Here is a 23,440-nt window from a genome sequence, read left to right on the forward strand (position 1 = left end):
GCGCCACGCGAGATCAGGCGATCTTCGTGCCGGTCGGTTCAGGCGATCTTCGTGCTCGGCGGGGTGGTCGACCGGGTCCGGGCCGACGGCCGGTTGCGGGTCAGCAGCGCGAGCAGGCAGCCGACCAACGTCCAGCCGCAGAGCACGAACCACTGCGGCAGGGTCGGCGCTTCCGGGAAGTACGAGATGCAGCGGATCAACGAGACGGACGCCCCGGGCGGAAAGAACTGGCCGATGGCGCCCCACGGCCGGGGCAGGAATTCGACCGGCAGCGTGGCGGCGGAGATCGGACTGCCGACCAGCATGATCAACACGGTGCCGACGCCGACGCCGTGCAGCCCGAACAGGTTGCGCAGGCCGATCACCGTTGCCGCGATGGCTGCCACGGTCAACCCGCTCGCGGCCGCGTTGAGCGGAAAGGATCCGCTCAGGATCCGGAACGCGTACTGGCCGACCACCGCGACCGCCGTACCGGCGATCATGGCGAAGACCGCCAGGGTGAGCAGCCGGCGGGCGGTGCCCTGGATGCCGATCGCGATGAAGATGCCACCTTTCAGACCGCCGAGCAGCAGCGGAAAGAAGAACGCGCTGAGCCCGGCACCCCGTTCGTCGTGCGGGGAGAGCGGTACGACGTCGGTGACCGGTAGCCGGGCGGCCGTGGTCTGCCCGGCCGGGTTCAGCACTACGGCGCCGTACACCTCGCGGTGTCGGATGGCCTGCACCGCCGCGTCGCGGTCGGCGTACCGACGGACGGTGAACTCGTGCGGCCGAACCTGCTCCAGCGCCGCGACGATCGTCGTCGACTCCGGCTGAGCCGGGACGGCCGCCCCGTTTCCGGCTGCTCCATCGGTCACCTCGGCCGCTCGGCGGTTGCGCAACTGCCAGGTCAGGCTAACCACCCGGGTAGTCGGACAGCCGAGACTTGCGCCAAATGCCAGTTACCGGGCGGCCAGGGTCGGACCGAACAGTTGACCGGGCCCCTTGCCCGCCAGGCACCGGTACTGGTGGTCACCGGCGGCGAGGTCCGCCGGTTCCGGCAGCAGCACCGTGTACTGCCAGTCGTTGGCGTCCATCCGCAGGGTGAACAGCCGGAAGCTCTCCGCCCCGCAGGCCTCGACGACGGCCGGGTCGGACCGGATCGCGGCATGGTCGGCAGCCCGCAACCGGGTCGGCAGCTCACCGACCGCGAACGTCTCCCAGGTGTGCCGGCCGGTGCAGGCGGTCGCGGTCAGGGTACGCGGAGAGTTCGACACCCGGCCGTTGAAGCATTCGAGATCGTCCGGACAGCGCAGCTCCGGTCGCAGCGTCAGGTGGCAGTTCGGCAGCGCCGCGCCCGCCGGACCGCCGCCGGTGGGGTCGCTGGCAGGGCTCTCACTGGCCACCGCACCGGTCGTCCGCTGGTCGGCTCCGGTGATCGGGGGAAACGTGCTGGGACCGGAGCCCTTGGCCACGATCCAGGTACCCAGGCTGGTCATCGCGAGCAGTACCAGCAGGCCGAGCCCGCCGGCAAGGGTCCGCAGCCAGGAACGGACGGCGTTGTCGGGCGAGGTACCCGGTCGGCCGACCGGCGGGTCGGGCGGATCGGCAGCCGACGGCGGCGGGCCGGGGCGTTGCCCGGGCACCTGACCCGGCTCCGGCGGGGGCGGCACCGGGACGCTCCAGGACGCGTTGCGCTCCGGCCGGGACGGCACCGGGGTCGTCGGGTCGGCCCAGCTACTCGACCCGGTCGGTGGCCCGCCGGAGACCGGGGCGATCGAGAACGGCGGCCGGTGCGGGGCGGCCGGGCTCCAGTGCTGACCGAGCGGCACCGCCGCCAGCATGTCCCGCAGCACGACCGCCGGAGGTCGGGCGGCGGGATCGTTCGCCATTCCCTGGCGCAGTACGTCGGTGAGCGCCGGGTTGACCCCGGGCAGGTCCGGCAGCGGCCGGTCGAACATCTCCAGGAGAGCCACCAGGCTCGGGTTGCGCTCGTCGTCCCAGCGGGGCGGCTTGCCGCGCATGATGGCGTACAGGGTGGCGCAGAGCGCGTAGACGTCGGCGGCGGCCGACGGCGGACGGTGCTGGAACGACTCGGGTGGCGCGTACGCCGGGGTCAGCACCTCCAGGGTGACCGAGGCATCGCGGTGCTCGACCAGCACGGCCAGGCCGAAGTCGGCCAGGGCCGGCTCATTGAACCGGGAGTAGAGGATGTTGGCCGGTTTGACGTCGCGGTGCAGGACGCCGAGATGGTGGGCGTCGGCGAGCGCGTCAGCGATCTTGACCCCGACGTCACGGGCCTCGAAGGCGTCCAGCGGGGAGGTGCGCATCCGGTCGGCGTACGAGCCGTCGCACATCTCCATGATCAGGTACGGATGGAGATCCCCGGTGACGCCGACGTCGAAGAGGTCCACCACGTGCGGATGCGACGACATCCGCCCGGCGGCACGCGCCTCCCGCATGAACCGGCGCTGGTCCCGCTCGTTGTCCAGAGCCCGGTTCTCCACCTTGACGGCGACCTCCCGGCCGACCGACTCCTGGACCGCACGGTAGACGGTAGCGTAGCCGCCTCTGGCAAAGACCGACAAATCTGACAGTCCAGGCACTGTGGGGAACGGCAGCGCGCTCGGCAGTCTGTCGTTCACACGGTAAACGGTACCCAAGACTCCGGACAGCCGGGGCGACCCCGGGCCCGGGTCAGCCGTCGCCAGCCGACCGGCCGGTGCCGGGCGACAGTACGCCCACCCGGCGGCGACGTTCGGTCAGCAACGCCACTCCGGTCACCACCGCGCCCAGCCCTTCCCAGGCCGCCACCCCGACGAACCGCACCGGAGCCACCTCGGCTACCACGACCACGGTGAACACCACCGTGGTGACCAGCCGAAAGATCACCGAGAACAGAAAGAACGGCCGCCAGTCGGTGACCGCCGCCAGCAGGTAGTAGACGCCCATGTTGAACGAGGCCATCGACGACGCTGCCATGAACGTACGGGTGTAGTCGCCGGCCGCCCGCTCCCCGGTGGGCAGTGTGTCGAAGCCGAGCAGTACGAGCAGGACATCGGGCTGAGCCAGGCCGACCGCGCCCAGCAGCAGGGCCATCGCCCCGAACACGGCGACGGTCCACCCGGATACCGAACGGGGCAGCTTCATCGGGTTTCCTCCGGCCACAGTACGCCCACGGTGGAGCACAGTGGGGTCAGGCTAGCGAGCGCGCCGCCCGGCCGGCATCCCCGGGTCCGCCATGATCCACCCCGCCGACCAGGCCACTGTCATCCACAGTAGACCTTATCGCGTCGGCTGCGGCCCGTTCGCTGACCTGCTCGGTGCCGTACGCGAGACTGACCGCCCGGTCAGCTGCCTGCCGTGCCGCGACCTGCTCGCCGTTGGCGGCGAGCGCGGAGGCCAGCACACCGAACCCGACGACCTGGCTGCGGACGTCCTCCGCTGGCGAGTCCAACGCCCGCCGGGCCCAGTGCAGCGCCGGCTCCGGCTGCCCGTCGGCGAGCAGCGCCGCCGCGTACCGGGCCAACGTCTGACGCCGGGAGAACAACACCGCCGGGCTGTCCATCGCGGTCGCGACCGGTGCCAGCAGCCCGACCGCGGTCGGTGGGTCACCCGCCGCCAGCCGCGCCGAGGCGAGCAGCACCCGTGGCGCCACCTGGACGGCGGCCAACGGGTCATGCGGCTCGACCGACGTCAGCACCGACTGCGCCAACCGCTCGGCACCGGCCACGTCACCGCACTCCAGGGCGACGAAGCCGCGCAGCGTTCCGGCCATCCCGATCAGCAACGGGTGATCTATCCGTTCGCCCTGGGCCAGCGCGTCGGAGAGCAGATCGGCGGCGTGTTCCCACTGGCCGAGCCCGCGCGCGACCACCCCCCGCGCCAGCAACGCGAAGCCCCGACCCCAGTCGTCGGCCGCGCTGTCGAAATCCCGGTACGCGCGCCGCGCCGACTGGTCCGCCTCGGCCAACTCACCCAACTCGGCCGCGGCGAACGCCTCGACCGCCCGCAGCGTGCCGACCGCCCACGCCTCCCCCACCCGCTCGCCGAACGGCAGGAAAACCCGGGCCAACCGGCGGGCGTCGGCCAACCGGCCGGAGAGCAGCCGGGCGAACGCGGTGGTGCCCCGCAGCCAGGCCCGCCCCACCGGGTCGTCCAGCTCGACGAACAGCCGCGCCGCCCGGTTCAGCACCGCGTCGGCGCCGGCGAAGTCGCCGCGCATCGTGGTCACCCACGCCAGGCTCTGCAACGACCAGGCCTGCCCACGCCGGTCGCCAGCTGCCAGGTTCACCTGGTACGCCGCAGCGAACCGGCTGCTCGCCCGGCTGAGCCGGCCGGCCAGGAAGTCGGCCATCCCGAGTCGGCGCATCGCCTCCGCCCGCTCGGCGGGCAGCCCTACGTCGGTGGCCACCCGCAACGCCTCACGCCACACCGCCACCGCACGGGCGGCGTCGCCCACCGCCCGGTGGGCCCGACCGGACACCAGCAGGGCACCGGCCCGGGCTGCGGCATCCTCACCGGCGTTGGCGAGCACCTTCTCGGCGGTGGCCAACGCCTCGGCCGGCCGCCCGGTCTGCAGCAGCGCGCGGGCGTAGACCAGCCGGTCGGCCTTCGGCACCATGTCCCCGCCGAGCGCGGACGCCCGCTCGGCGTACTCCACGGCCAACTCCGGTTCACCGACCGCGATCGCCCGGCGGGCCGCCCGGCCCAGCGCCGCGACTCCCAGCGGCCCGACGGCGCGGGCCGCCGAGTCCGGGCGCAGCCCGACCGCCTCGGCCAGGCCGACGGCCCGTTCGACGTGATCGGCGACGAACACGTCCCGCAGCGCCGGACTCATCCCGCCCGGCCCACCGCTCGCCGGGCCGGTGCCGACCGCCGCTGGCGCGTCGGCCCCGGCCGCCCACCGGGCCAGACACGCGTGCCGTTCCGCCAGGTCGGCCTTGCCGATCCCGGCATAGGCGGCCTCCCGCATCAGCGGGGTCGGGAAGGCGAAACCGACCCGGGTGCGGTGCAGCATGCGTCGCTGCAGCAACTCCTCGACTGCCCGGTCGAGCTCGACCGCCACCACCGCCGCCGGCCGGCCGTCCCGCCGGTCCCGCAACGACTCCAAGGTGCCGTCCGGCACCACGTCGCCGACCACCGCAGCGTCACGCAGCACCGACCGGGCGTCGGCCGGCAACGCGTCGATCCGGGCGGCCAGCACTGCGGCCAGGTCCCGGGAGAGCAGCCGGCTGCTCAGCGACCCGGGTGCCAGCCGCCAGTCCGCGCTGTCGCCGCCAGCGGCGTCGGCGTCGGCCGACGGACCGGTCCGGGTCAGCGCGCCCCGCTCGATCAGCAGGGTGACCAGCTCGGCCAGGTAGAACGGGTTGCCCTGGGCGGTGGCCAGCAGCCGGTCCACGTCGGGTTGCGGCAGCCGCCCACCGCCCAGGTACGAGGTGAGTAGCCGGGCCGCGTCGGACCCGCGCAGCGGCGGCAATGGGTGCACCTCGGCGTCGGCCACCCCGGTCAGCACCCCGGCGGTACGCACCAGCTCGGGTCGGCCTAGCAGCAGCACCAGTACCGGACCGGTGAGCCGGGACAACGTCTCGCCGAGCACCTCGACGGTGTCCGGCAGAGCGTCGTGCAGGTCGTCGACCACGATCAGCAGCGGCGCCTCCCGGGCCAGGGCGCTGAGCAGGTCGGCCACCGCGCTCGGGATCGCCTCGGCGTCGAGCACCGGAGCGTCCGTGGTCAGGTCGGCCGGGCCCGACGACGGGTGCGCGGCGGCCGGTGGATCCGCGTACCCGAGCAGAGTCAGCAGCAGGTCGACGGAGAGCGGCGGCGGCTCCGGACGGACCCGGGCCAATCGTTGCCCGAGACGGCGCAGCCGCTCCTCGACCACCGGGCGGGTGACCGCGGTGGAGCTGTCCCGGGGCAGGCCGGCCGCGATCCGCACCAGGTCGGCCAGTGGGGCCAGCCGACGCCGCTCACCGAAGGCGGCGCAGCGGACCGAGAGCGCCCGCGCGCCGGTGGGTGCCGCGTACCGTCCGGTGCCGACGTCGTAACCGGCGGCGTACCGCTCGACCTCGACGGCGAACCGGGACTTGCCGATGCCGGCCTCCGCGGTGAGCACCAGCACCCGAGGGTCGCCGTGGTCGATCACCTCGGTGAGCCGGCCGGCCAGCCGGCCGATCTCGGCCTCCCGCCCGACGAACGGGGCCTGGTCGCCGATGCCCGACCGGGTGCCCGGTGCGTCGTGCAGACCGAGCAGCTCGTACGCCTCGACCGGGGCGCGTTTGCCCTTCAGCCGCAGCAGGCGCAGCTCCCGCCAGGCGGCGACGTGCCGGGTGCCGGTCACGGTGCCGGCGCCGGCGTACACCGCGCCGACCGCCGCCGCGTCGGCGAGCCGCGCGGCGGTGTTGACCGTGTCGCCGATCACCGTGTACTCGATGGCCGCCTGAATGCCGGCGACCACGTCACCGGTGTTCAGGCCGACCCGCAGGCCGAGCGGGGCGCCGCCGCCCCGCTCGTCGTCGAGCACCCGCCGCACCGCCCGCTGCATGCTGAGCGCGGCCCGTACCGCACGCTCGGCGTCGTCCTCGTGGGCGACCGGGGCGCCGAAGACCGCCATGATCCCGTCACCGGTCAGCTTGTCGACGTGCCCGCCGAACGTCTTGACCGCCCCGGCCAGGGCGGCGAGCACCCGGTCGGTGACGGCACCGACCCGTTCCGGGTCGAGATCCTCCGACCAGGAGGTAAAGTCGGATAAATCGCCGAAGAGCACGGTGACCACCCGGCGTTCGGCAGCCGGTAGGAAGGCAGCGGCCGGCAGCGCACCGCCACAGTTGTGGCAGAACCGCGCGCCGGGTACCGCGACGGTTCCGCACACCGGGCAGGTCACTGGCGGTCCAACCCGGTCCACCCCGGTGTCGATTCCCGGTCACCGGCCACGCTGTAGGTCAAGGCGTCCAGGTAGGCGAGCTGTGCCCGGACCGACCACTCGGCGGCCGGCCACAGTGCCCGGTCGACGGTGGCGTACACCTCGGCGACAACGGCCGCCGGTTCGGTCACGCCCCGGGCCACCACCTGGCGGACCTGGTCCAGCCGGGCCTGCCGGTGGGCCAGGTAGAACCGGGCGGCGGCGGCGCAGTCGGTCAGCGCCGGGCCGTGCCCCGGCAGCGCCGTGACCTGGTCGTACGCCGCGAGTCGCCGCAGGCTGGCCAGGTAGTCGCCGAGGTCGCCGTCGGGCCAGGCGACCACGGTGGTGCCCCGGCCGAGGATGGTGTCACCGGTCAGCATGGCCTCCCGCCCGTCCGGCCCGGCGACCAGGAAGCAGGCCGAGTCGGCGGTGTGGCCGGGGGTGGCCAGCACGGTGACGGTCAGCCCGGCGACGTCCAGCACGGTCCCGTCGCCGAGCCGGGTCGCCTCCGCCGCCCGCCGGTCGAGGGCTTCCCCGTCGCGGTCGGCGGCTTCGCCCCGTTCGTCGGCCGCCGGACCGCGTACCGGGGCCCGGAACCGCTCGGCGGCCGCCGGCACCGCCTCGACGTGGTCCGGGTGCCCGTGAGTCACCAGGATCATCGAGTACGGGCCGTGCGCCGCCAGCCGGTCGAGGTGGCCGGCGTCGGCCGGACCCGGGTCGACGAGAACGCCGTACCGCTCACCCGGCCGACGCAGCACCCAGGTGTTGGTGCCGTCCAGCGTCATCGGCCCGGGGTTGGGTGCCCGCACCAGGGTCGCCCAGCCCGGCAGATCACTGGCCAGGGCCGCGGCAGGGGTGGTGACGTGCGCGGTCATGGCTGCGATGGTACGGCCGCGCGGTGACTTCGCCGAGACTTCTTCAACCCGCTCGGGTGCCGGCCGGCGCTCGGCCGGCGCGGACCGGGTCAGGAGACCTCGACGACGACCTCCACCTCGACCGGCGCGCCGAGCGGAAGCTCGGCCACCCCGACGGCGCTGCGGGCGTGCCGGCCGGCATCGCCGAAGACCTCGCCGAACAGCTCGGATGCACCGTTGATCACGGCGGGCTGGCCGGTGAACCCGGCGGCCGAGGCGACGAACCCGGTGACCTTGACGATCCGGGTCACGGCGTCGAGACCGACCAGGGCGTCGATCGCGGCGAGCGCGTTCAGCGCACACCGAGCGGCAAGTTCCCTGCCCTGTTCGGGGGTGACCTCGGCGCCGACCTTGCCGACGGCGAGCAGCGCTCCGTCGGCCATCGGCAGCTGGCCGGAGACGTAGACCTGCTGACCGGAGCGGACCGCCGGAACGTAGGCGGCCACCGGCGGAACCACGGTCGGCAGGCTCAGCCCCAGTTCGGTGAGGCGGGCGTGCGGGCCGCCGGTCACGACTTCGGCCGCTTCAGGTACGCCACCAGCTGGTCCGGGTTGGGGCCGGGAATCACGGTGACCAGTTCCCAGCCGTCCTCGCCCCAGTTGTCGAGGATCTGCTTGGTGGCATGCACCAGCAGCGGCACGGTTACGTACTCCCACTTCTGCATCGCGTTACGGCTCCTAGCTCTGATTCGGCAACCGCCACAGCCTACGGCCAACGGCCGGGACGGTGATCCGGGTGCATCGGCCAGATACCCTGATCGTCTGGTGGCGGCTACGGTCCGCCCACGACGAGACCTGAACCTGGGGATGAGGATGACGCAACCGCCCAGTGGCGAGGCACAGCCACCGGACGCACAGCCACCAGCGCCGGACGCACAGCCACCGGCGCCGGACGCACAGCCGACCGAGGCGCAGCCGACAGTGCCGGGGCAGTCGATCCCGCCGCCGCCCTGGCAGCGTCCCACCGCTGCGCCGTTCGCGGCGGCACCGGGTGGCCCGCCGAGTCCGCCGCCGCCGGGTCAGACCGCCGCGGCCGCCGCCGGCCGCCGACGCGGCCTGCTGATCACCTCGGTGGTGCTCGGTGTCGTACTGCTGCTCTGCGGTGGTGGCGGCATCGCGGCATTCCTGGTGATCAACAACTTGGAGACGGGTAGCGGCGCGGCCGAACCGGTCGCCGCCGTGGACGATTTCCTCCACGCCGTGTACACCGACCGGGACGTCACGGCCGCAGCCGACCTGGTCTGCCGGGAGGCCCGGGACGAGTCCGCGCTGATTGAGAAGGTGGAGGAGATCGAGGGCTACTCGTCGACGTACCGCAACCCGCAGTTCGAGTGGAACGTGCCGACCGTCGATGAGCAGGACGAAGATCGGGCAGTCGTCTCGGTCACCGTGCGCATGGTCACCGAGGACGAGCGCAGCGCGGAGCAGGATCTCAGCTTCGTGGTGGTGCAGAAGTCCGGCTGGTTCGTCTGCGACGTCAACTGAGCCGCGCCGCGCACTAGTCTGGTTGGACGTGGGGGTCACCGAGCAGTCACCTGTCGCCGCCGTACCCGGCTGGCCGTCCCGGTTGCATGTGGTGACCGGCAAGGGCGGGACCGGCAAGACCAGTGTCGCCGCCGCGTTGGCGCTCGCCCTGGCCGGCTCGGGCAAGCGCACCCTGCTCGCCGAGGTGGAGGGCCGCCAGGGCATCGCACAGCTGTTCGGCATCGGGCCGCTGCCGTACCAGGAGCGCCGGATCACCGCCTCGGCCGCCGGAGGCGAGGTCCGCGCCCTGGCGGTGGACCCGGAGGAGGCGCTGCTGGAGTACCTCGACATGTTCTACAAGCTGGGCGCGGCCGGGCGGGCGCTGCGGCGCCTGGGCGCCATCGACTTCGCCACCACCATCGCTCCCGGGCTACGCGACGTCCTGCTCACCGGCAAGGTGAAGGAGGCCACCACCAGGATGGTGGACCGGCGGCGGGTCTACGACGCGGTGGTGCTCGACGCACCGCCCACCGGGCGAATCGGCCGGTTCCTGAACGTGACCGCCGAGGCTGCCCGGCTGGCAAAGGTCGGCCCGATCAAGACCCAGAGCGAGGGCGTCGCGGTACTGCTGCGCTCACCGATCACCGCGGTGCACGTGGTGACCCTGCTGGAGGAGATGCCGGTGCAGGAGACCCTCGACGCGGTCGCCGACCTGACCGCGCTGGGCATCCCGGTGGGCAACGTGATCGTCAACTCGGCCCGGCCGCCGTTGCTCGCCAACGGGCCGGTCGGCCAGACGCAGCTTCGGCGCGGGCTGGCCGCAGCCGGGCTGCCGACCGACCGGGAGACGGTGACCGGCCTGCGGGCCGAGGCACAGGAGCACCTCACCCGCCGCACGCTGGAGGACTCGCTGCTGACCGACCTGGTCGAGTTGGGCCGGCCGATCGTCCGGCTGCCGCTGCTGCCGGACGGGGTCACCCGCGAGGGCCTGGACACGCTGGCCGCAGCGTTGCTGACCGGCACCGGGTCAGCCGCTGGAAGCGACCTCACAGCGACTTGATCGGCGAATCCTGGGCCGACCCCGATACGCTCGACAGGTGCCTCCTGATCACGCAGCGCCACCGCTGGACGTCGACCGGATCCTGGCGGATCCGGGCGTACGGATCGTGGTCTGCTGCGGTGCTGGTGGGGTGGGCAAGACGACAACCGCGGCGGCCCTGGCGCTGCGCGCCGCCGAGCGGCACGGCCGGCGCACCGTGGTGCTCACCATCGACCCGGCCCGCCGGCTGGCGCAGTCACTGGGCCTGACCGAGCTGGACAACACTCCCCGGCAGGTCAAGGGCATCGAGGCGGAGGTCAGCGGCGGCGAGTTGCACGCCATGATGCTGGACATGAAGCGCACCTTCGACGAGGTGGTGCTCGCGCACACCGACACGGACAAGGCCGCCGAGATCTTCGCGAACCCGTTCTACCAGGCCATGAGCTCGACCTTCGCTGGCACGCAGGAGTACATGGCGATGGAGAAGCTGGGCCAGCTGCACGCCGGTGGCGAGTGGGATCTGATCGTGGTCGACACGCCGCCGTCGCGGTCCGCGCTGGATTTCCTGGACGCGCCGGCCCGGTTGGCGCGCTTTCTGGACGGCCGGATGCTCCGACTGCTGCTGGCGCCGGCCCGCGCCGGTGGTCGAAGTATGTTCAGCCTGGTGACCGCGTCGTTCGGGGTGTTCTCCCGGGCGGTACAGAAGATCCTCGGCGCCCAGTTGCTCAGTGACCTGTCCGGTTTCGTGGCGGCGCTGGACTCGATGTTCGGCGGCTTCCGGCAGCGGGCCGAGCAGACGTACCGGGTCCTGCAGGCCGACGAGACGGCGTTTCTGCTGGTCGCGGCACCGGAGCCGGATGCGGTACGGGAGGCGGCGTACTTCGCCGGTCGGCTCGGCGCGGAGCGGATGCCGCTCGCCGGGCTGGTACTCAATCGGGTGCACGAACCGGCCGTCCCCGGGTTGTCCGCCGAGCGGAGCCTGACCGCCGCGCGGGAGCTGGACCGCGACGGCGGGCATCCGGCGACGGCGGAGGTGCTGCGGGTGCACGCCGCGGTGGCACAGCAGTCGGCGCGGGAGCACCGGGTGGCGGCGATGTTCACCGACGCGTTCCCGCAGGTGCCGGTGGCGACCGTCCGCGCGCAGCCCGCCGACGTGCACGACGTCGACGGGCTACGGACGATCGGCCACACGGTCGCCGGCTGAGCCTGATCCTGCGCGGCTCCCTCTGGTCGCGCGCACAGCTCCCGGTTCAGCGGATCACTTGGTGGCGACGAGCACCTTTTCGCGGTCCCGCATGGCTGCTTCGAACATCTTGCGCCAGCTCGCCACCTGCGGGTGCCGGCGCAGCAGGGCCCGCCGTTCCCGTTCGGTCATGCCGCCCCAGACCCCGAATTCGATCCGGTTGTCGAGTGCGTCGGCCAGGCACTCGTACCGGACCGGGCAGCCCCGGCAGATGCGCTTGGCCACGTTCTGCTCAGCGCCCTGCACGAACAACGCGTCCGGGTCTCCGCTCTGGCACGCCGCCAGGCTGGGCCAATCAGCGATCATGCCCATCGTTCCACGTCCCCCCTAGCAATTTCCGCTTGCAACCGGTGGAGTCAGTCGGCAAGCCGGGCGGCAGACGCTGCTTTCCCCCGCAGCACGCCGCCGTGCGATCCTCGCCGGACCATCATGATCTGTAGTCGGATGATTGCGCAACGTTATCGACGAAATCCACCTATCCGGACACAACGCACTTGTCGGGCGCTCTGCCGGGCAGAGATACCCGAGGCGGAAACGGGGAAACCCGCCTCCCACACCTCCCGGGGGAGAAGTAGGCGACGGAGACCACAACCGGCGGACGGGTCTCTGCGTTTAGCACAACGAGGCCGGAGCCGGCAGGAAATGCACAGGTGCGCCACACGGCGACCTCTTAAGTCCCTCACGTACCCTGACTGGGTGACCTTGATGCGGAAGCGAGACCACAACCCACTGACCAACGCCGCATCGCTGCTGATCTGCGGGCTGCTGGCCGGCGTGGTGGTCGCCGCTGCCGCGTTCCCCGCGGTGGCGATGTCGGGCCTGGCAGCCAAGGCAGGCGCGGAGACCTTCGACAAGCTGCCCAGCGAGCTGACCGTCAAGCGGGCGCCGCAGATCAGCTACCTGTACGCCGCCGACGGCAAGACCACGCTCGCCGCGATGTACGACGAGAACCGCCGCGACGTCCCGCTCAAGGACGTCGCGCCGATCATGCGGGCGGCGATCATCGCGGCCGAGGACCACAACTTCTACGAGCACAACGGGGTCGACGTCAAGGGCGTCGCGCGGGCCTTCGTCGCCAACCAGGGTGCCGGCGAGACCACTCAGGGCGCCTCGACGCTGACCATGCAGTACGTCCGGCTGGCCATCGCCTACTCGGCGACCCACCCTGAGGACGTGATCGCCGCCACCGAGGACACCAACGCCCGGAAGCTGCGCGAGATGAAGTACGCGATGCAGCTCACCAAGGAGATGACCAAGGACGAGGTGCTGGAGCGCTACCTCAACATCGCCCCGTTCGGCAACGGCGCGTACGGCGTCTTCGCGGCCAGCCAGGTCTACTTCAGCAAGCAGCCGGCGGACCTCACCATCGACGAGGCCGCCATGCTCGCCGGCCTGGTGAAGGCCCCGACGGCGTTCGACCCGACCACGCCGGGTGGCTACCCACAGGCCGTCGACCGACGCAACTACGTCATCGACAACATGGTGAAGACCGGGGCGATCACCCAGGAGGAAGCCGACGAGGCCAAGGCCGTCGAGCTGGTCGTCAACGGCAAGCGCGCGCCGAACGGCTGCGTCGCCGCCAACAAGAACCACTGGGGCTTCTTCTGCGACTTCTTCTACCGCTGGTGGATGGAGCAGGAGACGTTCGGCGCCACCAGCTACGACCGGGAACGGCGGCTCAAGAGCGGTGGCTACCACATCGTCACCAGCCTCGACCTGCAGACGCAGGACGCGGCGAAGAACGCCGTCGAGGACGCGCTGAAGACCGGCAGCAAGCACGCGCTGATGGTGGCGGCGGTCGAGCCGGGCACCGGGTACGTCCGCGGCATGGCGGTCAACCGCAACTACAAGCTCGACGACCCGGACAACCCGAAGAACAAGCTCTCCAGTGACCCGAAGAAGGCCGACAAGGGCATCCGGGGCACCTACCCCAACACCACGAACCCGCTGCTCACCGGCGGCGGTGACATCACCGGCTACCAGTTCGGCTCGACGTTCAAGATCTTCCCGCTGGTCGCGGCCCTGGAGAAGGGCTACCCGCTGGAGTACACGATCAACGCGAAGAGCCCGTACGAGTCGAAGTACATCGTCGAACAGGGCAGCCCGGCCGCCTGCCCGGGCACCAACAAGTACTGCCCGAAGAATGCCAGCTCCAGCATGAACGGCGTACACAACATGTGGAGCGCCTTCGGCGCCTCGGTCAACACGTACTTCGTGCCGTTGCAGGAGCGGGTCGGCGCGGCCTCCGCCGTCGATGTGGCGCAGCGCCTCGGCATCACCTTCCGGGCTGCCAACGACGCCCGGTTCGCCGCCGACCCGGAGGGCGCCAACCAGTGGGGCGCCTTCACCCTCGGCGTGTCCAGCACCACGCCGCTGGAGATGGCGAACGCCTACGCCACGCTCGCCGCCGACGGCAAGTACTGCAAGCCGATCCCGGTCAAGGAGATCCGCGACCAGGACGGCAACAGCCTGGACATCGCCCAGCCGCAGTGCAAGCAGGTGGTCTCCACCGAGGTGGCCCGGGCCGCGATCGACGCGGCGCGCTGCCCGGTCGGCGACAACTCGTCGACGTCGCAGTGCCGGGGCCGCACCGCCAACGGCGTGCGCAGCATCGTCGGGCACCCGGTCGCCGGCAAGACCGGCACCACCGACGCGGAGAAGACCGCCACCATGGTGGTGACCACCAAACAGCTCGCCGTCGCCGGGGTGCTGGCCGACCCGGACTGGGCCGACACCAACGCCACCATGTCGCACAACATCGTCAACCCGGCGGTCTACGAGACGCTGCGGGACGCGATGAAGGGCAAGGAGAAGCAGCAGTTCAAGGCACCGAGCGGCAAACTGGTCCGCGGCGAGCAGCGCTCCATCCCGGGCGTGCAGTGCCAGTCGATCGACAACGCGCGGTCCCGACTGTCCGGTGCCGGATTCGAGGTCGAGGTGGACCGTTCCGGTGCGGTCGACTCCACCTGCCCGGCCGGCACCGCCGCCGGCACCAGCCCCAGCGGCCGCACCATCAAGGGCGGCGTGGTGATCATCCGGGTCAGCAACGGCCAGGGGGCCCAGCCGAGCCCGGGCGACGGTGACGGTGACGGTGGTCCGGGCAACGGTCCCGGCAACGGGCCGGGACGTCCCGGTAGCTCGGACGACTGACCGACGGTAACGAACGGCGGGGCGGGCACCGATGATCGGTGCCCGCCCCTTTCGCTACTTCATGATCAGATTCGTCTCTTCGACGCGACACGCCGGGCGGGTATCAGATGAGGCGCATCGGATCATGCATGCGTACAGCGCCAGCCGACGCTCACAGTCCGAGCTGACGGCGTACCTCGGCTGCCACCCGGCCCCCCTCGGCCTGGCCGGCCACCGCAGCCTGGGCCGCCTTCATGGCCGGGCCCATCTGGGCCTTGCCGGCGAACCCACCCTCGGCCAACGCGGTGGCGACGATGCCGGCCAACGCCTCGTCGTCGAGCTGACGCGGCAGGTAGCGGTCCAGCACCTCGCCCTCGGCCCGCTCCTTGGCGGCCTGGTCGGCCCGGCCGGCCTCGGCGAACGCCGCAGCCGCCTCCCGGCGCTTCTTCGCCTCCTTGGTCAGCACGGCCAACGCCTCCTCGTCGGAGAGCTCCCGCTTGGCCTTGCCGGCGACCTCGGCGTTGCCGATCGCGGCCAGCGCCATCCGCAGGGTGGAGGTGGTCAGCTCGTCACGGGCCTTCAACGCGGCTCGCATGTCAGCAGTCAGGCGGTCCTTCACGGTGCTCATGAGTGGCCAAACTACCCTGGTCGGCATGCGAAAGCGCACCGTATTCCGGCTCGCCGCCGGCACCGCAGCACTCGGCGCCGCCACCCTGGCGTACGCCTCGCTCATCGAGCGCAACATGTTCACCCTGCGCCGGTTCGACGTGCCGGTGCTCGCGCCGGACGCGGAACCGCTGCGCATCCTGCACCTGTCCGACATGCACATGATGCCCGACCAGCGGCGCAAACAGGCCTGGGTGGCGGCGCTGGCCGGGCTGGACCCGGACCTGGTCGTGGTCACCGGCGACAACCTGGCCGACCCGGACGCCGTGCCGGGCGCGCTGCGCGCCCTGCAGCCGCTGCTGGACCTGCCCGGCGCGTTCGTCTTCGGGTCCAACGACTACACCGGCCCGGTGTGGAAGAACCCGCTGGGCTACCTGCTGCCCGAGCGGGACTACCGACCCGGCCCGGACCTGCCGTTCGAGGAGCTGCGCGAGGTGCTGGTCGGTGCCGGCTGGCACGACCTGAACAACCGGCGGGCGTCGTTCAAGGCCGGCGGCCGGCTGATCGACGCGGCCGGCGTCGACGACCCGCACATCGAGCGCGACGACTACGCCGCCGTCGCCGGCCGGCCGTCGCCGGAGGCCGACCTGAGTCTCGGCCTGACCCACTCCCCCGAGCCCCGGGTGCTGGACGAGATGGCCGCCGACGGGCTCGACCTGCTGCTCGCCGGACACACCCACGGCGGGCAGGTCTGCATGCCGTTCGTCGGCGCCCTGGTCACCAACTGCGATCTGCCCCGGTCGATGGCCAAGGGCCTGCACCGGTGGCCGGGCACCGACTCGTGGCTGCACGTCTCGGCCGGGCTGGGCACCCACCCGACCGCGCCGGTCCGGTTCGCCTGCCCACCAGAGGCCACCCTGCTGACCCTGATCGCACGCTGACGCAGGTCAGCCGGCGTCCGGTGACGCGCCACCCGGGGGCGTCGGCGGCGCACCGGGGATACCGGATTTGCCCTGCCGGGCCGGTGGGCTAGTATTGCCCAGCGGACCTCGGGGTGTGGCGCAGTTTGGTAGCGCGCTTCGTTCGGGACGAAGAGGTCGTCGGTTCAAATCCGGCCACCCCGACCAGGTCAAGGGCCGTGTCGACGATGACGACACGGCCCTTCGCATGTCCAACTGCGTGTCTGAGCGCCCTGGCTGGTGCAGTCGAGTTTCTCACCTGGCGGCGGATCGCCGGATGAGGCGGTAGCGGGGCGGGGGTGGGTCCGGGCGGCTGCGGTGCTCACTCTGGTGTTCGCGTACCCGGTCGTCCCAGGCCGCTTGGTCGTGGTCCGGGTCGGGCGGGATCCAGCGGTGTGAGCCGTCGTCGTAGTGCATCGGTTCGTCGCCGGGGCGCAAAATCGACATCTACAGCCAGCCGAGAAATCGCCAGTAGAGGTCGCCGCCTTGCCCGGTCGGCAGGTCGGTCATCGCCTCGATCAGGTTGGTGGCGAGGTAGACCGACAGGGAGACGCGGGCGTCGGCGTACTCGATCGTGAGTTGTCGCCGGCTGTCCAGGCACGGCCAGGCATGCCCGCAGCCGGCGCAGACCCAGCTCGGGCGGACCGGGACGTGCATGCTCATCCGGCGTTCTCCGGCTGGTCGGCGGCGGCGACGTGCACACCGAGGTCGTGGAGCCGGTTGAGCGCGACCTCGGTGCGCCAGCAGCGGCCGGCGGCGGCGAGCGGGTCACCGCAGGCGCAGCCGTCGGCGCGCGGTGCGTGCCGGTCGACCAGCTCCGTCAGGTGGTCGATCTCAACCTGGCGGGGGACGGGGTCAGCCATCGGCCGACGCGGTGCGGTCGCTGACCGGATCGCCGCCGGCCGGGTCGGGGCCGGGGTCACCCCATACCCGGGTACGCAGCAACGGCCGGTCGGTGGCCGACAGCGTGGTTTCGGCGAAGTCGACGACGTCGAGGTGGCCGAGCGAGTCCCGCAGCGCGGCGGCGAACCGGGCGGCGGCTTCGATGCCGGTGAGCCGGGTCGGCAGGTGGATCGTCCAGCGCGGTTCGTCGCTCACCAGTGACCTCCGTTGCCGCCGGTCTGGCGCTGGTGCTCCGAGCGGTAGACACCGGCGGGCGGGTCGTTGAACCGGCAGCCGACGTGGCGTTGCCGCCACTGCCGCAGCCCTTCGCGTAGCCAGTCGGCCTCGGCCCGGTCGACGGCGGCCTGCCGGGTGAGCCGGTCCAGCTCGTCGGCGAGCTGCCGCAGGTACGCGTACACCGCCGCCGGGTCCAGCCCACGCCACCGGGTGTCGAACTGCATCGCCCTGACCTGCCACGGCTCGACGAGTACGCCCCGCCGAGGCACCACCCGCCCCCGCCTGCTCCGCTGCTCCATGACTTCTCCTCGTGAACTCGACACCAAACGCTCAGCCAACAGCCAGGGGAGGCCACGCTGATCAACAACTCGCATCTATGGATGAGCCGATTAGTAGTTCGAATCGCGAAGCGCAATCGTTCGCCATCCAATGATCATCGCCGCGCTCTACTCCGGTGCGGCAGGACCTGTTTGTAGTAAACGGATTGTCGGCGTCCTCCGGTAGCCTGTGAGGACACTGGACGCGTTGAACGCGTTGAACGCCGGTCCGACCAGGGAGGCTGCGGATGACACGGCAGCAGAGGAAACGCAACGAGCAACTGCGGGAAATGATCAAGGCGTGCCGGTGGTCATACGATGCCTGTGCCGCAGCAGTTCGAGTCATCGCCCGCGAGCACAACGACGACCTGCGATCCTGCGATCGGTCACACGTCGGCCACTGGGTCGCAGGGGTACGGCCAAGTGGTCGAACCCCTCGCTACCTCGCCGAAGCGGTCAGCCGTCGACTCGGTCATCTCGTCTCACCGACCGACCTTGGCTTCGACGTGGACGGTAGCCTGGAAGCCGACCTAGGCGGACTCGACTGGTGGGTGGACGACTGCGCCACCAACCTCGTGACGATCGGGAGGGCCGACTTGGAGCGACGAGCTTTCGCGCTCAAAGCCTTGTACTCGCTGGCTGCGCTCGCGGTTCCTTTCGAGTCCTGGCAGGAGGTCGCAGACCGAGGGCGACGCGCACAAGGCGGTGGGGTCGCGGTAGGCCGCAGCGAGATTGACGCCGTGCGAGACATGCTGGCGGTGTTCAGCCGAGCTGACGAGCGGTTCGGCGGCGGCCACGCCCGTCTTGCGGTCATTCAATACCTTTCGTCAGATGTCGCTGACTATCTGCGCGGCAGGTTCTCGTCCGACTCGGAACGCAGGGCAATGTTCAGCCTGGCTGCGGAGATGACCTACCTTGCCGGATGGAAAGCATTTGATTCGTCCCTGCACGGCCTAGCTCAGCGGTACTACGTCCAATCACTGCGGCTCGCGAATGAAGCCGACGACCGCGCACTTGCAGCGTTCACTCTGCGTGCTATGGCTCATCAGGCTGTTGACCTCGGTCACGGGCAACAGGCGCTCAACCTCGCGGAATCCGCTCTCGGCTGGTCGAAGGGAAGCTCCACCCCGGCCGCCACTGCTCTGTTCGCGATCCTAGTGGCGCGGGGTCACGCGGCAACAGGTGACCGTACACGCACCTCCACGGCGATCTCTGCTGCCGAGAAGCGCCTTGCGGAATCTGCACCGGACGAGGAGCCGCCGTGGATTCGGACCAGCGGTTTCACGGAAACCTCGCTTGCTAGTCAAGCTGGACAGGCCCTGCGGGATCTGGGAGATATGTCGGGCGCCGAGACGCAGCTCCGCCGGTCGATTGCGACTCGAAACTCAGATGTCTACCGCCGTATTCACACGCTGACGTTAGCCAACCTGGGCGACGTGCAGTGCGCGCAGGGCCGTCTCGGCGAGGCAGCCGCGAACTGGAACATGGCCATGGACGCGATGACTGGCGTCAAGTCGGGCCGGGCGCGTGCCGCCGTGAAGAACATGCGAGCGCGTCTGGGTGGCGTTGGCCAGCGCCTACCCTCATTCGCTAAACAACTTGATCAGCGCGGTGCCGCTCTTCTTCGTGATGGAAGTATACCTTCGGAGACCTGACCAAATGCACGATCTTCTGGATCTAGCAGCACCGCCCCGACCCGCCACCGTCAGAATGCGCCGTCAAGGTGTGGCGGGCAGAGCCGCAGCCTGCTCCGCAGGAGTGCGGGTAGACGGCACAGGGGAGGCAGGACGAAACAGACGTGATCCGGACTGGTGAGCGATTCGGAGTGGCAGAAGGCTACTGTTGGGAGGCTCGCAGCCGCCCGAATTCATCGAGGTAGCAGAGGTGCAAGATTCTCCCTCAAACGCTAAGGCCGCCCGAAGGCGGCCTTAGGATGTGGTGTTCGGGTTTCCCCTAGGCACCGTTAGAAGAGTTCTGTATCAAGAAGAGCACACTTCGGCTGGCTGCTGCAACCTAAACACTGCGTTCAGTCACAGCTGAGGCCAAGCGCGGCAGCGTCTGCCGCACGTCAGCGCGTCGGTCACCGACTGACGGACAGATCCCGGGCGATCAGTTCGGCGATCTGGATGGTGTTCAGCGCGGAACCCTTGCGCAGGTTGTCGCCGGTGACGAAGAAGTCGATGGCCCGGGGGTCGTCCATCGACCGACGGATCCGGCCGACCCAGGACGGTTCGGTGCCGACCGCGTCGATCGGCATCGGGAACTCGGCGTTCGCCGGGTCGTCGACCACGATCACCCCGGGCGCGTTGCGCAGCACCTCGCGGGCACCGTCCGCGGTCACCTCACTGCCGAAGACCGCGTGTACGGCGACCGAGTGCCCGGTCACCACCGGCACCCGCACGCAGGTGGAGGAGACCTTCAGATCCGGCAGGCCGAGGATCTTGCGAGACTCGTCGCGGAGTTTCAGCTCCTCGGTGGACCAGCCGGCGTCGGCCAGCTCGCCGGTGAACGGCACCACGTTGAGCGCCAGCGGCGCCGGGAACGGGCCGAGGTCGTCGCCGACCGCCTGACGTACGTCGCCCGGCCGGGAGCCGAGCGTGCGGTCGCTGGCCGCCCTGGTCAGCTGGCTGTGCAGCAGGTCCACGCCGAACCGGCCGGCTCCGGAGACCGACTGGTAGCTGGCCAGCACCAGCTCACGCAGGCCGTACTCGCGGTGCAGCGGGGCGATCGCGACGATCATGGCCAGGACGGTGCAGTTGGCGTTGGAGACGATCCGGCGCGGCCGGCGGCGTACCTGCTCGGCGTTGATCTCCGGCACGACCAGCGGTACGCCGGGGTCCATCCGGAACGCACCCGAGTTGTCCACCACGGTCGCGCCGCGTTCGGTGGCGACCGGTGTCCACTGCCGGGACACGTCGTCCGGCACGTCCACCATGACGACGTCGACCCCGTCGAAGGCTTCCGGGCTGACCTGGTGCACCGGGAGGTCCTCGCCCCGGCAACGCACCAGCCGCCCGGCGGAGCGGGATGAGGCCAGCAACCGGATCTCGCCCCAGACGTTGGCCCGGGAGGTGAGCAGTTCGCACATGACGGCACCGACGGCTCCGGTCGCACCGAGCACCGCGAGGGTGGGCAGCTGGCGTGCCCTGGCGTCAGGCACCGGGGCTCACCGGCCGGTGCCTGCGTAGACCACCGCCTCCTCCGTACCGCCGAGGTCAAAGGCGGCGTGCACCGCGCGTACCGCCGCATCCAGGTCGGTGTCCCGGCAGACGACCGACACCCGGATCTCCGAAGTGGAGATCATCTCGATGTTGACGCCGGCATCCGCGAGGGCGGCGAAGAAGTTGGCGGCCACGCCCGGGTGGGAACGCATCCCGGCACCGATCAGCGACACCTTGCCGACGTGGTCGTCGTAGAGCAGGCCCTTGAAGGCGATCCGCTCCTGCTCCTTGCCCAGCGCCGCCATCGCGGTCGGGCCGTCGGCCTTCGGCAGGGTGAAGGAGACGTCGGTGCGGCCGGTGCCCTCGGTCGACACGTTCTGCACGATCATGTCGATGTTGGTCTCCGCGTTGGCCACCGTCTCGAAGATGCGGGCGGCGGCACCCGGCTCGTCGGGAACGCCGACGATGGTGATCTTCGCCTCGCTCCGGTCGTGGGCGACTCCGGTGATGAGTGCTTGCTCCACGGAAAGATCCTCCATCGATCCGGTCACCATGGTGCCGGTGTTGGTCGAGTACGACGAGCGGACGTGGATCGGCAGGCCGGCCCGGCGGGCGTACTCGACGCTGCGCAGGTGCAGCACCTTCGCCCCGCAGGCGGCCAGCTCCAGCATCTCCTCGTAGGTGATCTGCTTGATGTGCCGGGCGTTCGGCACGATCCGGGGGTCGGCGGTGAACACCCCGTCGACGTCGGTGTAGATCTCGCAGACGTCGGCCTGCAGCGCGGCGGCGAGCGCCACCGCCGTGGTGTCCGAACCACCGCGGCCCAGCGTGGTGATGTCCTTGGTGTCCTGGGACACGCCCTGGAAACCAGCCACGATCGCCACTGCGCCCTCATCCAGGGCGCCCTGCAGCCGCCCTGGGGTGACGTCGATGATCCGGGCCCGGCCGTGCACCGAGGTGGTCAGCACACCGGCCTGCGAGCCGGTGTAGGACCGCGCCTCGTAGCCCAGGTTGTGGATCGCCATGGCGAGCAACGCCATCGAGATCCGCTCGCCGGAGGTGAGCAGCATGTCCAGCTCCCGACCGGGCGGCAGCGGGCTGATCTGCCCGGCGAGGTCGAGCAGCTCGTCGGTGGTGTCGCCCATCGCGGAGACGACCGCCACGACGTCGTCGCCGGACTTGCGGGCCGCGACGATCCGCTCGGCGACCCGCTTGATGCGTTCGGCGTCGGCGACCGAGGACCCGCCGTACTTCTGCACCACCAGTGCCACGGCGGTCCACTCCCCTCCAGCTGCTGCCAACCTGCCGGCATCAGGGTACCGGCGTCCGGAGCCCGCGCAGACAGCCGTTCCCACGATCCGGCCGGGTGCGGTCACCGCCCGTGTCCGTCGGGGACGGCCGGTCGTTCGGCCCGGCCCGGTTCGCGACACGCCGACGGCCCGCCGTCGGACCGTAAGGCCGCAGGTCGTCGGCGGGCCGGCGACGGAAATCGGCGTGTCCGTGGGCCGCCCGGCCGCAAAACCCGAGCGGGTACGCAGAATGGGCGGATGCGTTCCCGGGGTCCCGTAGCGTCACGAAACGCGCCTGCCGCGCTGGCCTGCGTGGCGTTCGTCACGTTGTCCCTGCTGGGCTGCGATTCCACCGATCCGGTGACGTCGCCGCAGGGCACGCCGACCGGCGAGCAGTCGCCGTCGGCGCCAGGGAGCACCCCGCCGGCCGAACCACGGGCGCAGTTGGCGGCGGCGGCCGCCGCCGCCAGCGACCTGCGGATGACAGCGTTCTACACGTTGCAGACCCCAGGTCGGCCGGACCGGACGGTGGCGGTGACCCTGGCCGAGGACGGCGGGTGGCGGGTGGACATTCCGGGCGGCGCCCCAGGCGGCGCGGGCGGTACGAGCAGCACGAGCGGCACGGGCGACGTCGCGATGGCACAGAACGACGATGGCCTGTTCCGATGTGCGCTGCCGTCGGCCGGAAACCCGGTGACGTCGTACTGTGTCCGGCTGGGCGACCCGGACGCGGCGGTCGAACCGGCGCTCGACCCTCGGCTGCACCACCTGTTCGCCGACTGGCGGGCGGTGCTGGCCGACCGGCGTGCCCCGCTGGCGGTGTCGGTGACCGAACCGCTCGACGGCGCCGACGGCACCTGCTTCTCCGTGGAGTCGACCACCACCTCGTTGCAGCCGCCACTGGACGTGGGAATCTACTGCTACCGCCCGGACGGCACCCTCACCGGCGCACGGCTGGAGCTCGGGACGCTGCTGTTGGCGGGCCAGCCGGGCGCGGCCCCGCCGTCGATCACGCTGCCGGGCCCGGTGACCACCGGGGTGCCGCCGAACGGTGCCGGCACCCCGCCGACGAGCAGCGGATCCACGACCGGCACCGGCTGAGATTTCCGGCCGGGCTTTGCCAACCCGCGATCACCACGTAGGGTGAGAGCCGTCATGTGGCAGGCGCTCCTCCTTCGCTGCCGCGACGAGGCCCCCGAGGCCGGCACCTCGTCGCGGAGTTGACCCGCGCCGCCTTGACCCCATCCGCGCCCACGCTGTCCAGCCGCTCCGGCACCGTTCGCCGCACCTGGGCGAGCGCGCCGCCCAGCTGACCGAACCGGGC

At 71.2% G+C, this 23,440-nt stretch carries 22 protein-coding genes, 1 tRNA gene and 1 pseudogene; 8 read left to right on the plus strand and 16 right to left on the minus strand.

Annotated elements, in window-relative coordinates; genetic code table 11:
- Nucleotides 1–38: 38 nt before the first annotated feature.
- The 7 genes and pseudogenes from ACFHWU_RS07530 to ACFHWU_RS07560 all read right to left on the minus strand — a co-directional run bounded on the left by ACFHWU_RS07530 (nt 39) and on the right by ACFHWU_RS07560 (nt 8,455).
- On the minus strand, nt 39–899 hold the full coding sequence (locus tag ACFHWU_RS07530; RefSeq protein WP_416590164.1) for a hypothetical protein: 861 nt from the start codon (nt 897–899) through the stop codon (nt 39–41).
- A 39-nt stretch (nt 900–938) separates the two neighbouring features.
- The gene (locus ACFHWU_RS07535; RefSeq protein ID WP_416552067.1) at nt 939–2,621 is read right to left on the minus strand and encodes a serine/threonine-protein kinase; all 1,683 of its coding nucleotides are present in this window, start codon (nt 2,619–2,621) and stop codon (nt 939–941) included.
- A 52-nt stretch (nt 2,622–2,673) separates the two neighbouring features.
- Complete coding sequence (locus ACFHWU_RS07540) at nt 2,674–3,126, minus strand: hypothetical protein (RefSeq protein WP_416590165.1); 453 nt, start codon at nt 3,124–3,126, stop codon at nt 2,674–2,676.
- 142 nt (nt 3,127–3,268) lie between these two features.
- A pseudogene (locus ACFHWU_RS07545) lies at nt 3,269–6,859 on the minus strand (adenylate/guanylate cyclase domain-containing protein); the annotation flags it as partial.
- Nucleotides 6,856–7,752: an MBL fold metallo-hydrolase gene (locus ACFHWU_RS07550; protein WP_416590166.1), complete on the minus strand. Its 897-nt coding sequence runs from the start codon at nt 7,750–7,752 to the stop codon at nt 6,856–6,858. The gene ACFHWU_RS07550 and the pseudogene ACFHWU_RS07545, both read right to left, overlap by 4 nt.
- Before the next feature lie 89 nt (nt 7,753–7,841).
- On the minus strand, nt 7,842–8,303 hold the full coding sequence (locus tag ACFHWU_RS07555; RefSeq protein WP_416552070.1) for a RidA family protein: 462 nt from the start codon (nt 8,301–8,303) through the stop codon (nt 7,842–7,844).
- A complete protein-coding gene (locus ACFHWU_RS07560; protein WP_123603862.1) occupies nt 8,300–8,455 on the minus strand; it encodes a DUF4177 domain-containing protein in 156 nt (51 codons plus the stop codon). Before ACFHWU_RS07560 ends, ACFHWU_RS07555 begins: the two co-directional genes overlap by 4 nt.
- Nucleotides 8,456–8,603: 148 nt before the next feature.
- Between ACFHWU_RS07560 and ACFHWU_RS07565 the strand changes: the two genes are divergently transcribed.
- The 3 genes from ACFHWU_RS07565 to ACFHWU_RS07575 are packed head-to-tail and all read left to right on the plus strand — an operon-like array spanning nt 8,604 to nt 11,497.
- The gene (locus tag ACFHWU_RS07565; protein WP_416552071.1) at nt 8,604–9,275 is read left to right on the plus strand and encodes a hypothetical protein; all 672 of its coding nucleotides are present in this window, start codon (nt 8,604–8,606) and stop codon (nt 9,273–9,275) included.
- Nucleotides 9,276–9,303: 28 nt separating this feature from the next.
- Nucleotides 9,304–10,314, plus strand: a complete 1,011-nt coding sequence (locus tag ACFHWU_RS07570) for an ArsA family ATPase (protein ID WP_416552072.1) — start codon at nt 9,304–9,306, stop codon at nt 10,312–10,314.
- A gap of 37 nt (nt 10,315–10,351) precedes the next feature.
- Nucleotides 10,352–11,497 (plus strand): ArsA family ATPase, encoded by a 1,146-nt coding sequence (locus tag ACFHWU_RS07575; RefSeq protein WP_416590167.1) that lies wholly within the window; start codon nt 10,352–10,354, stop codon nt 11,495–11,497.
- Between the two features lie 54 nt (nt 11,498–11,551).
- Here ACFHWU_RS07575 and ACFHWU_RS07580 read toward each other — a convergent pair whose 3' ends face one another.
- Entirely contained in the window at nt 11,552–11,848 is a 297-nt protein-coding gene (locus ACFHWU_RS07580; protein WP_123603865.1) for a WhiB family transcriptional regulator, read from the minus strand.
- A gap of 393 nt (nt 11,849–12,241) precedes the next feature.
- On the opposite strand from ACFHWU_RS07580, the gene ACFHWU_RS07585 reads away from it, so the two are divergent.
- Entirely contained in the window at nt 12,242–14,686 is a 2,445-nt protein-coding gene (locus ACFHWU_RS07585) for a penicillin-binding protein (protein ID WP_416590196.1), read from the plus strand.
- A gap of 151 nt (nt 14,687–14,837) precedes the next feature.
- On the opposite strand, the gene ACFHWU_RS07590 is transcribed toward ACFHWU_RS07585, so the two are convergent.
- Complete coding sequence (locus ACFHWU_RS07590) at nt 14,838–15,293, minus strand: GatB/YqeY domain-containing protein (protein WP_416590168.1); 456 nt, start codon at nt 15,291–15,293, stop codon at nt 14,838–14,840.
- Nucleotides 15,294–15,318: 25 nt separating this feature from the next.
- On the opposite strand from ACFHWU_RS07590, the gene ACFHWU_RS07595 reads away from it, so the two are divergent.
- Nucleotides 15,319–16,212 carry a metallophosphoesterase gene (locus ACFHWU_RS07595; protein WP_416567921.1) on the plus strand — a complete coding sequence of 298 codons (894 nt, stop codon included), beginning with the start codon at nt 15,319–15,321 and terminating at the stop codon, nt 16,210–16,212.
- Nucleotides 16,213–16,321: 109 nt separating this feature from the next.
- A tRNA-Pro gene (locus ACFHWU_RS07600) sits at nt 16,322–16,398 on the plus strand.
- Nucleotides 16,399–16,485: 87 nt separating this feature from the next.
- Here ACFHWU_RS07600 and ACFHWU_RS07605 read toward each other — a convergent pair.
- From ACFHWU_RS07605 to ACFHWU_RS07625, 5 genes are read right to left on the minus strand one after another with little or no spacing between them, the layout of a single operon-like run.
- Nucleotides 16,486–16,677 (minus strand): hypothetical protein, encoded by a 192-nt coding sequence (locus tag ACFHWU_RS07605; RefSeq protein ID WP_416590169.1) that lies wholly within the window; start codon nt 16,675–16,677, stop codon nt 16,486–16,488.
- Entirely contained in the window at nt 16,678–16,893 is a 216-nt protein-coding gene (locus ACFHWU_RS07610; RefSeq protein WP_416567920.1) for a flavin reductase, read from the minus strand.
- Complete coding sequence (locus ACFHWU_RS07615; RefSeq protein ID WP_416567919.1) at nt 16,890–17,093, minus strand: hypothetical protein; 204 nt, start codon at nt 17,091–17,093, stop codon at nt 16,890–16,892. Before ACFHWU_RS07615 ends, ACFHWU_RS07610 begins: the two co-directional genes overlap by 4 nt.
- Nucleotides 17,086–17,328: a hypothetical protein gene (locus ACFHWU_RS07620; protein ID WP_416590170.1), complete on the minus strand. Its 243-nt coding sequence runs from the start codon at nt 17,326–17,328 to the stop codon at nt 17,086–17,088. Before ACFHWU_RS07620 ends, ACFHWU_RS07615 begins: the two co-directional genes overlap by 8 nt.
- Nucleotides 17,325–17,648, minus strand: coding sequence for a DivIVA domain-containing protein (locus tag ACFHWU_RS07625; RefSeq protein ID WP_416590171.1), 324 nt, complete (start codon nt 17,646–17,648; stop codon nt 17,325–17,327). Before ACFHWU_RS07625 ends, ACFHWU_RS07620 begins: the two co-directional genes overlap by 4 nt.
- A 266-nt stretch (nt 17,649–17,914) precedes the next feature.
- On the opposite strand from ACFHWU_RS07625, the gene ACFHWU_RS07630 reads away from it, so the two are divergent.
- Entirely contained in the window at nt 17,915–19,321 is a 1,407-nt protein-coding gene (locus ACFHWU_RS07630; RefSeq protein WP_416590172.1) for a Tat pathway signal protein, read from the plus strand.
- A 425-nt stretch (nt 19,322–19,746) separates the two neighbouring features.
- Here ACFHWU_RS07630 and ACFHWU_RS07635 read toward each other — a convergent pair whose 3' ends face one another.
- Together ACFHWU_RS07635 and ACFHWU_RS07640 are read right to left on the minus strand one after the other, a co-directional pair.
- On the minus strand, nt 19,747–20,826 hold the full coding sequence (locus tag ACFHWU_RS07635; RefSeq protein ID WP_416590173.1) for an aspartate-semialdehyde dehydrogenase: 1,080 nt from the start codon (nt 20,824–20,826) through the stop codon (nt 19,747–19,749).
- A gap of 6 nt (nt 20,827–20,832) precedes the next feature.
- The gene (locus ACFHWU_RS07640; RefSeq protein WP_416556612.1) at nt 20,833–22,098 is read right to left on the minus strand and encodes an aspartate kinase; all 1,266 of its coding nucleotides are present in this window, start codon (nt 22,096–22,098) and stop codon (nt 20,833–20,835) included.
- Nucleotides 22,099–22,374: 276 nt separating this feature from the next.
- Here ACFHWU_RS07640 and ACFHWU_RS07645 point away from each other — a divergent pair, with 276 nt between their 5' ends.
- Complete coding sequence (locus ACFHWU_RS07645) at nt 22,375–23,217, plus strand: hypothetical protein (protein WP_416590174.1); 843 nt, start codon at nt 22,375–22,377, stop codon at nt 23,215–23,217.
- The last annotated feature ends 223 nt before the right edge of the window (nt 23,218–23,440 follow it).

Origin of the sequence: Micromonospora sp. LOL_015 (assembly GCF_048060275.1) — a bacterium.
Taxonomy (GTDB): domain Bacteria; phylum Actinomycetota; class Actinomycetes; order Mycobacteriales; family Micromonosporaceae; genus Micromonospora_E.

What these genes read in the sequence shown, in the direction of transcription:
- ACFHWU_RS07540 (WP_416590165.1), bottom strand. Translation starts at nt 3,126, where the DNA reads ATGAAGCTGCCCCGTTCGGTATCCGGGTGGACCGTCGCCGTGTTCGGG.
- ACFHWU_RS07550 (WP_416590166.1), bottom strand. Translation starts at nt 7,752, where the DNA reads ATGACCGCGCACGTCACCACCCCTGCCGCGGCCCTGGCCAGTGATCTG.
- ACFHWU_RS07560 (WP_123603862.1), bottom strand. Translation starts at nt 8,455, where the DNA reads ATGCAGAAGTGGGAGTACGTAACCGTGCCGCTGCTGGTGCATGCCACC.
- ACFHWU_RS07565 (WP_416552071.1), top strand. Translation starts at nt 8,604, where the DNA reads ATGACGCAACCGCCCAGTGGCGAGGCACAGCCACCGGACGCACAGCCA.
- ACFHWU_RS07580 (WP_123603865.1), bottom strand. Translation starts at nt 11,848, where the DNA reads ATGGGCATGATCGCTGATTGGCCCAGCCTGGCGGCGTGCCAGAGCGGA.
- ACFHWU_RS07585 (WP_416590196.1), top strand. Translation starts at nt 12,242, where the DNA reads ATGCGGAAGCGAGACCACAACCCACTGACCAACGCCGCATCGCTGCTG.
- ACFHWU_RS07590 (WP_416590168.1), bottom strand. Translation starts at nt 15,293, where the DNA reads ATGAGCACCGTGAAGGACCGCCTGACTGCTGACATGCGAGCCGCGTTG.
- ACFHWU_RS07595 (WP_416567921.1), top strand. Translation starts at nt 15,319, where the DNA reads ATGCGAAAGCGCACCGTATTCCGGCTCGCCGCCGGCACCGCAGCACTC.
- ACFHWU_RS07605 (WP_416590169.1), bottom strand. Translation starts at nt 16,677, where the DNA reads ATGTCGATTTTGCGCCCCGGCGACGAACCGATGCACTACGACGACGGC.
- ACFHWU_RS07610 (WP_416567920.1), bottom strand. Translation starts at nt 16,893, where the DNA reads ATGAGCATGCACGTCCCGGTCCGCCCGAGCTGGGTCTGCGCCGGCTGC.
- ACFHWU_RS07615 (WP_416567919.1), bottom strand. Translation starts at nt 17,093, where the DNA reads ATGGCTGACCCCGTCCCCCGCCAGGTTGAGATCGACCACCTGACGGAG.
- ACFHWU_RS07625 (WP_416590171.1), bottom strand. Translation starts at nt 17,648, where the DNA reads ATGGAGCAGCGGAGCAGGCGGGGGCGGGTGGTGCCTCGGCGGGGCGTA.
- ACFHWU_RS07630 (WP_416590172.1), top strand. Translation starts at nt 17,915, where the DNA reads ATGACACGGCAGCAGAGGAAACGCAACGAGCAACTGCGGGAAATGATC.
- ACFHWU_RS07645 (WP_416590174.1), top strand. Translation starts at nt 22,375, where the DNA reads ATGCGTTCCCGGGGTCCCGTAGCGTCACGAAACGCGCCTGCCGCGCTG.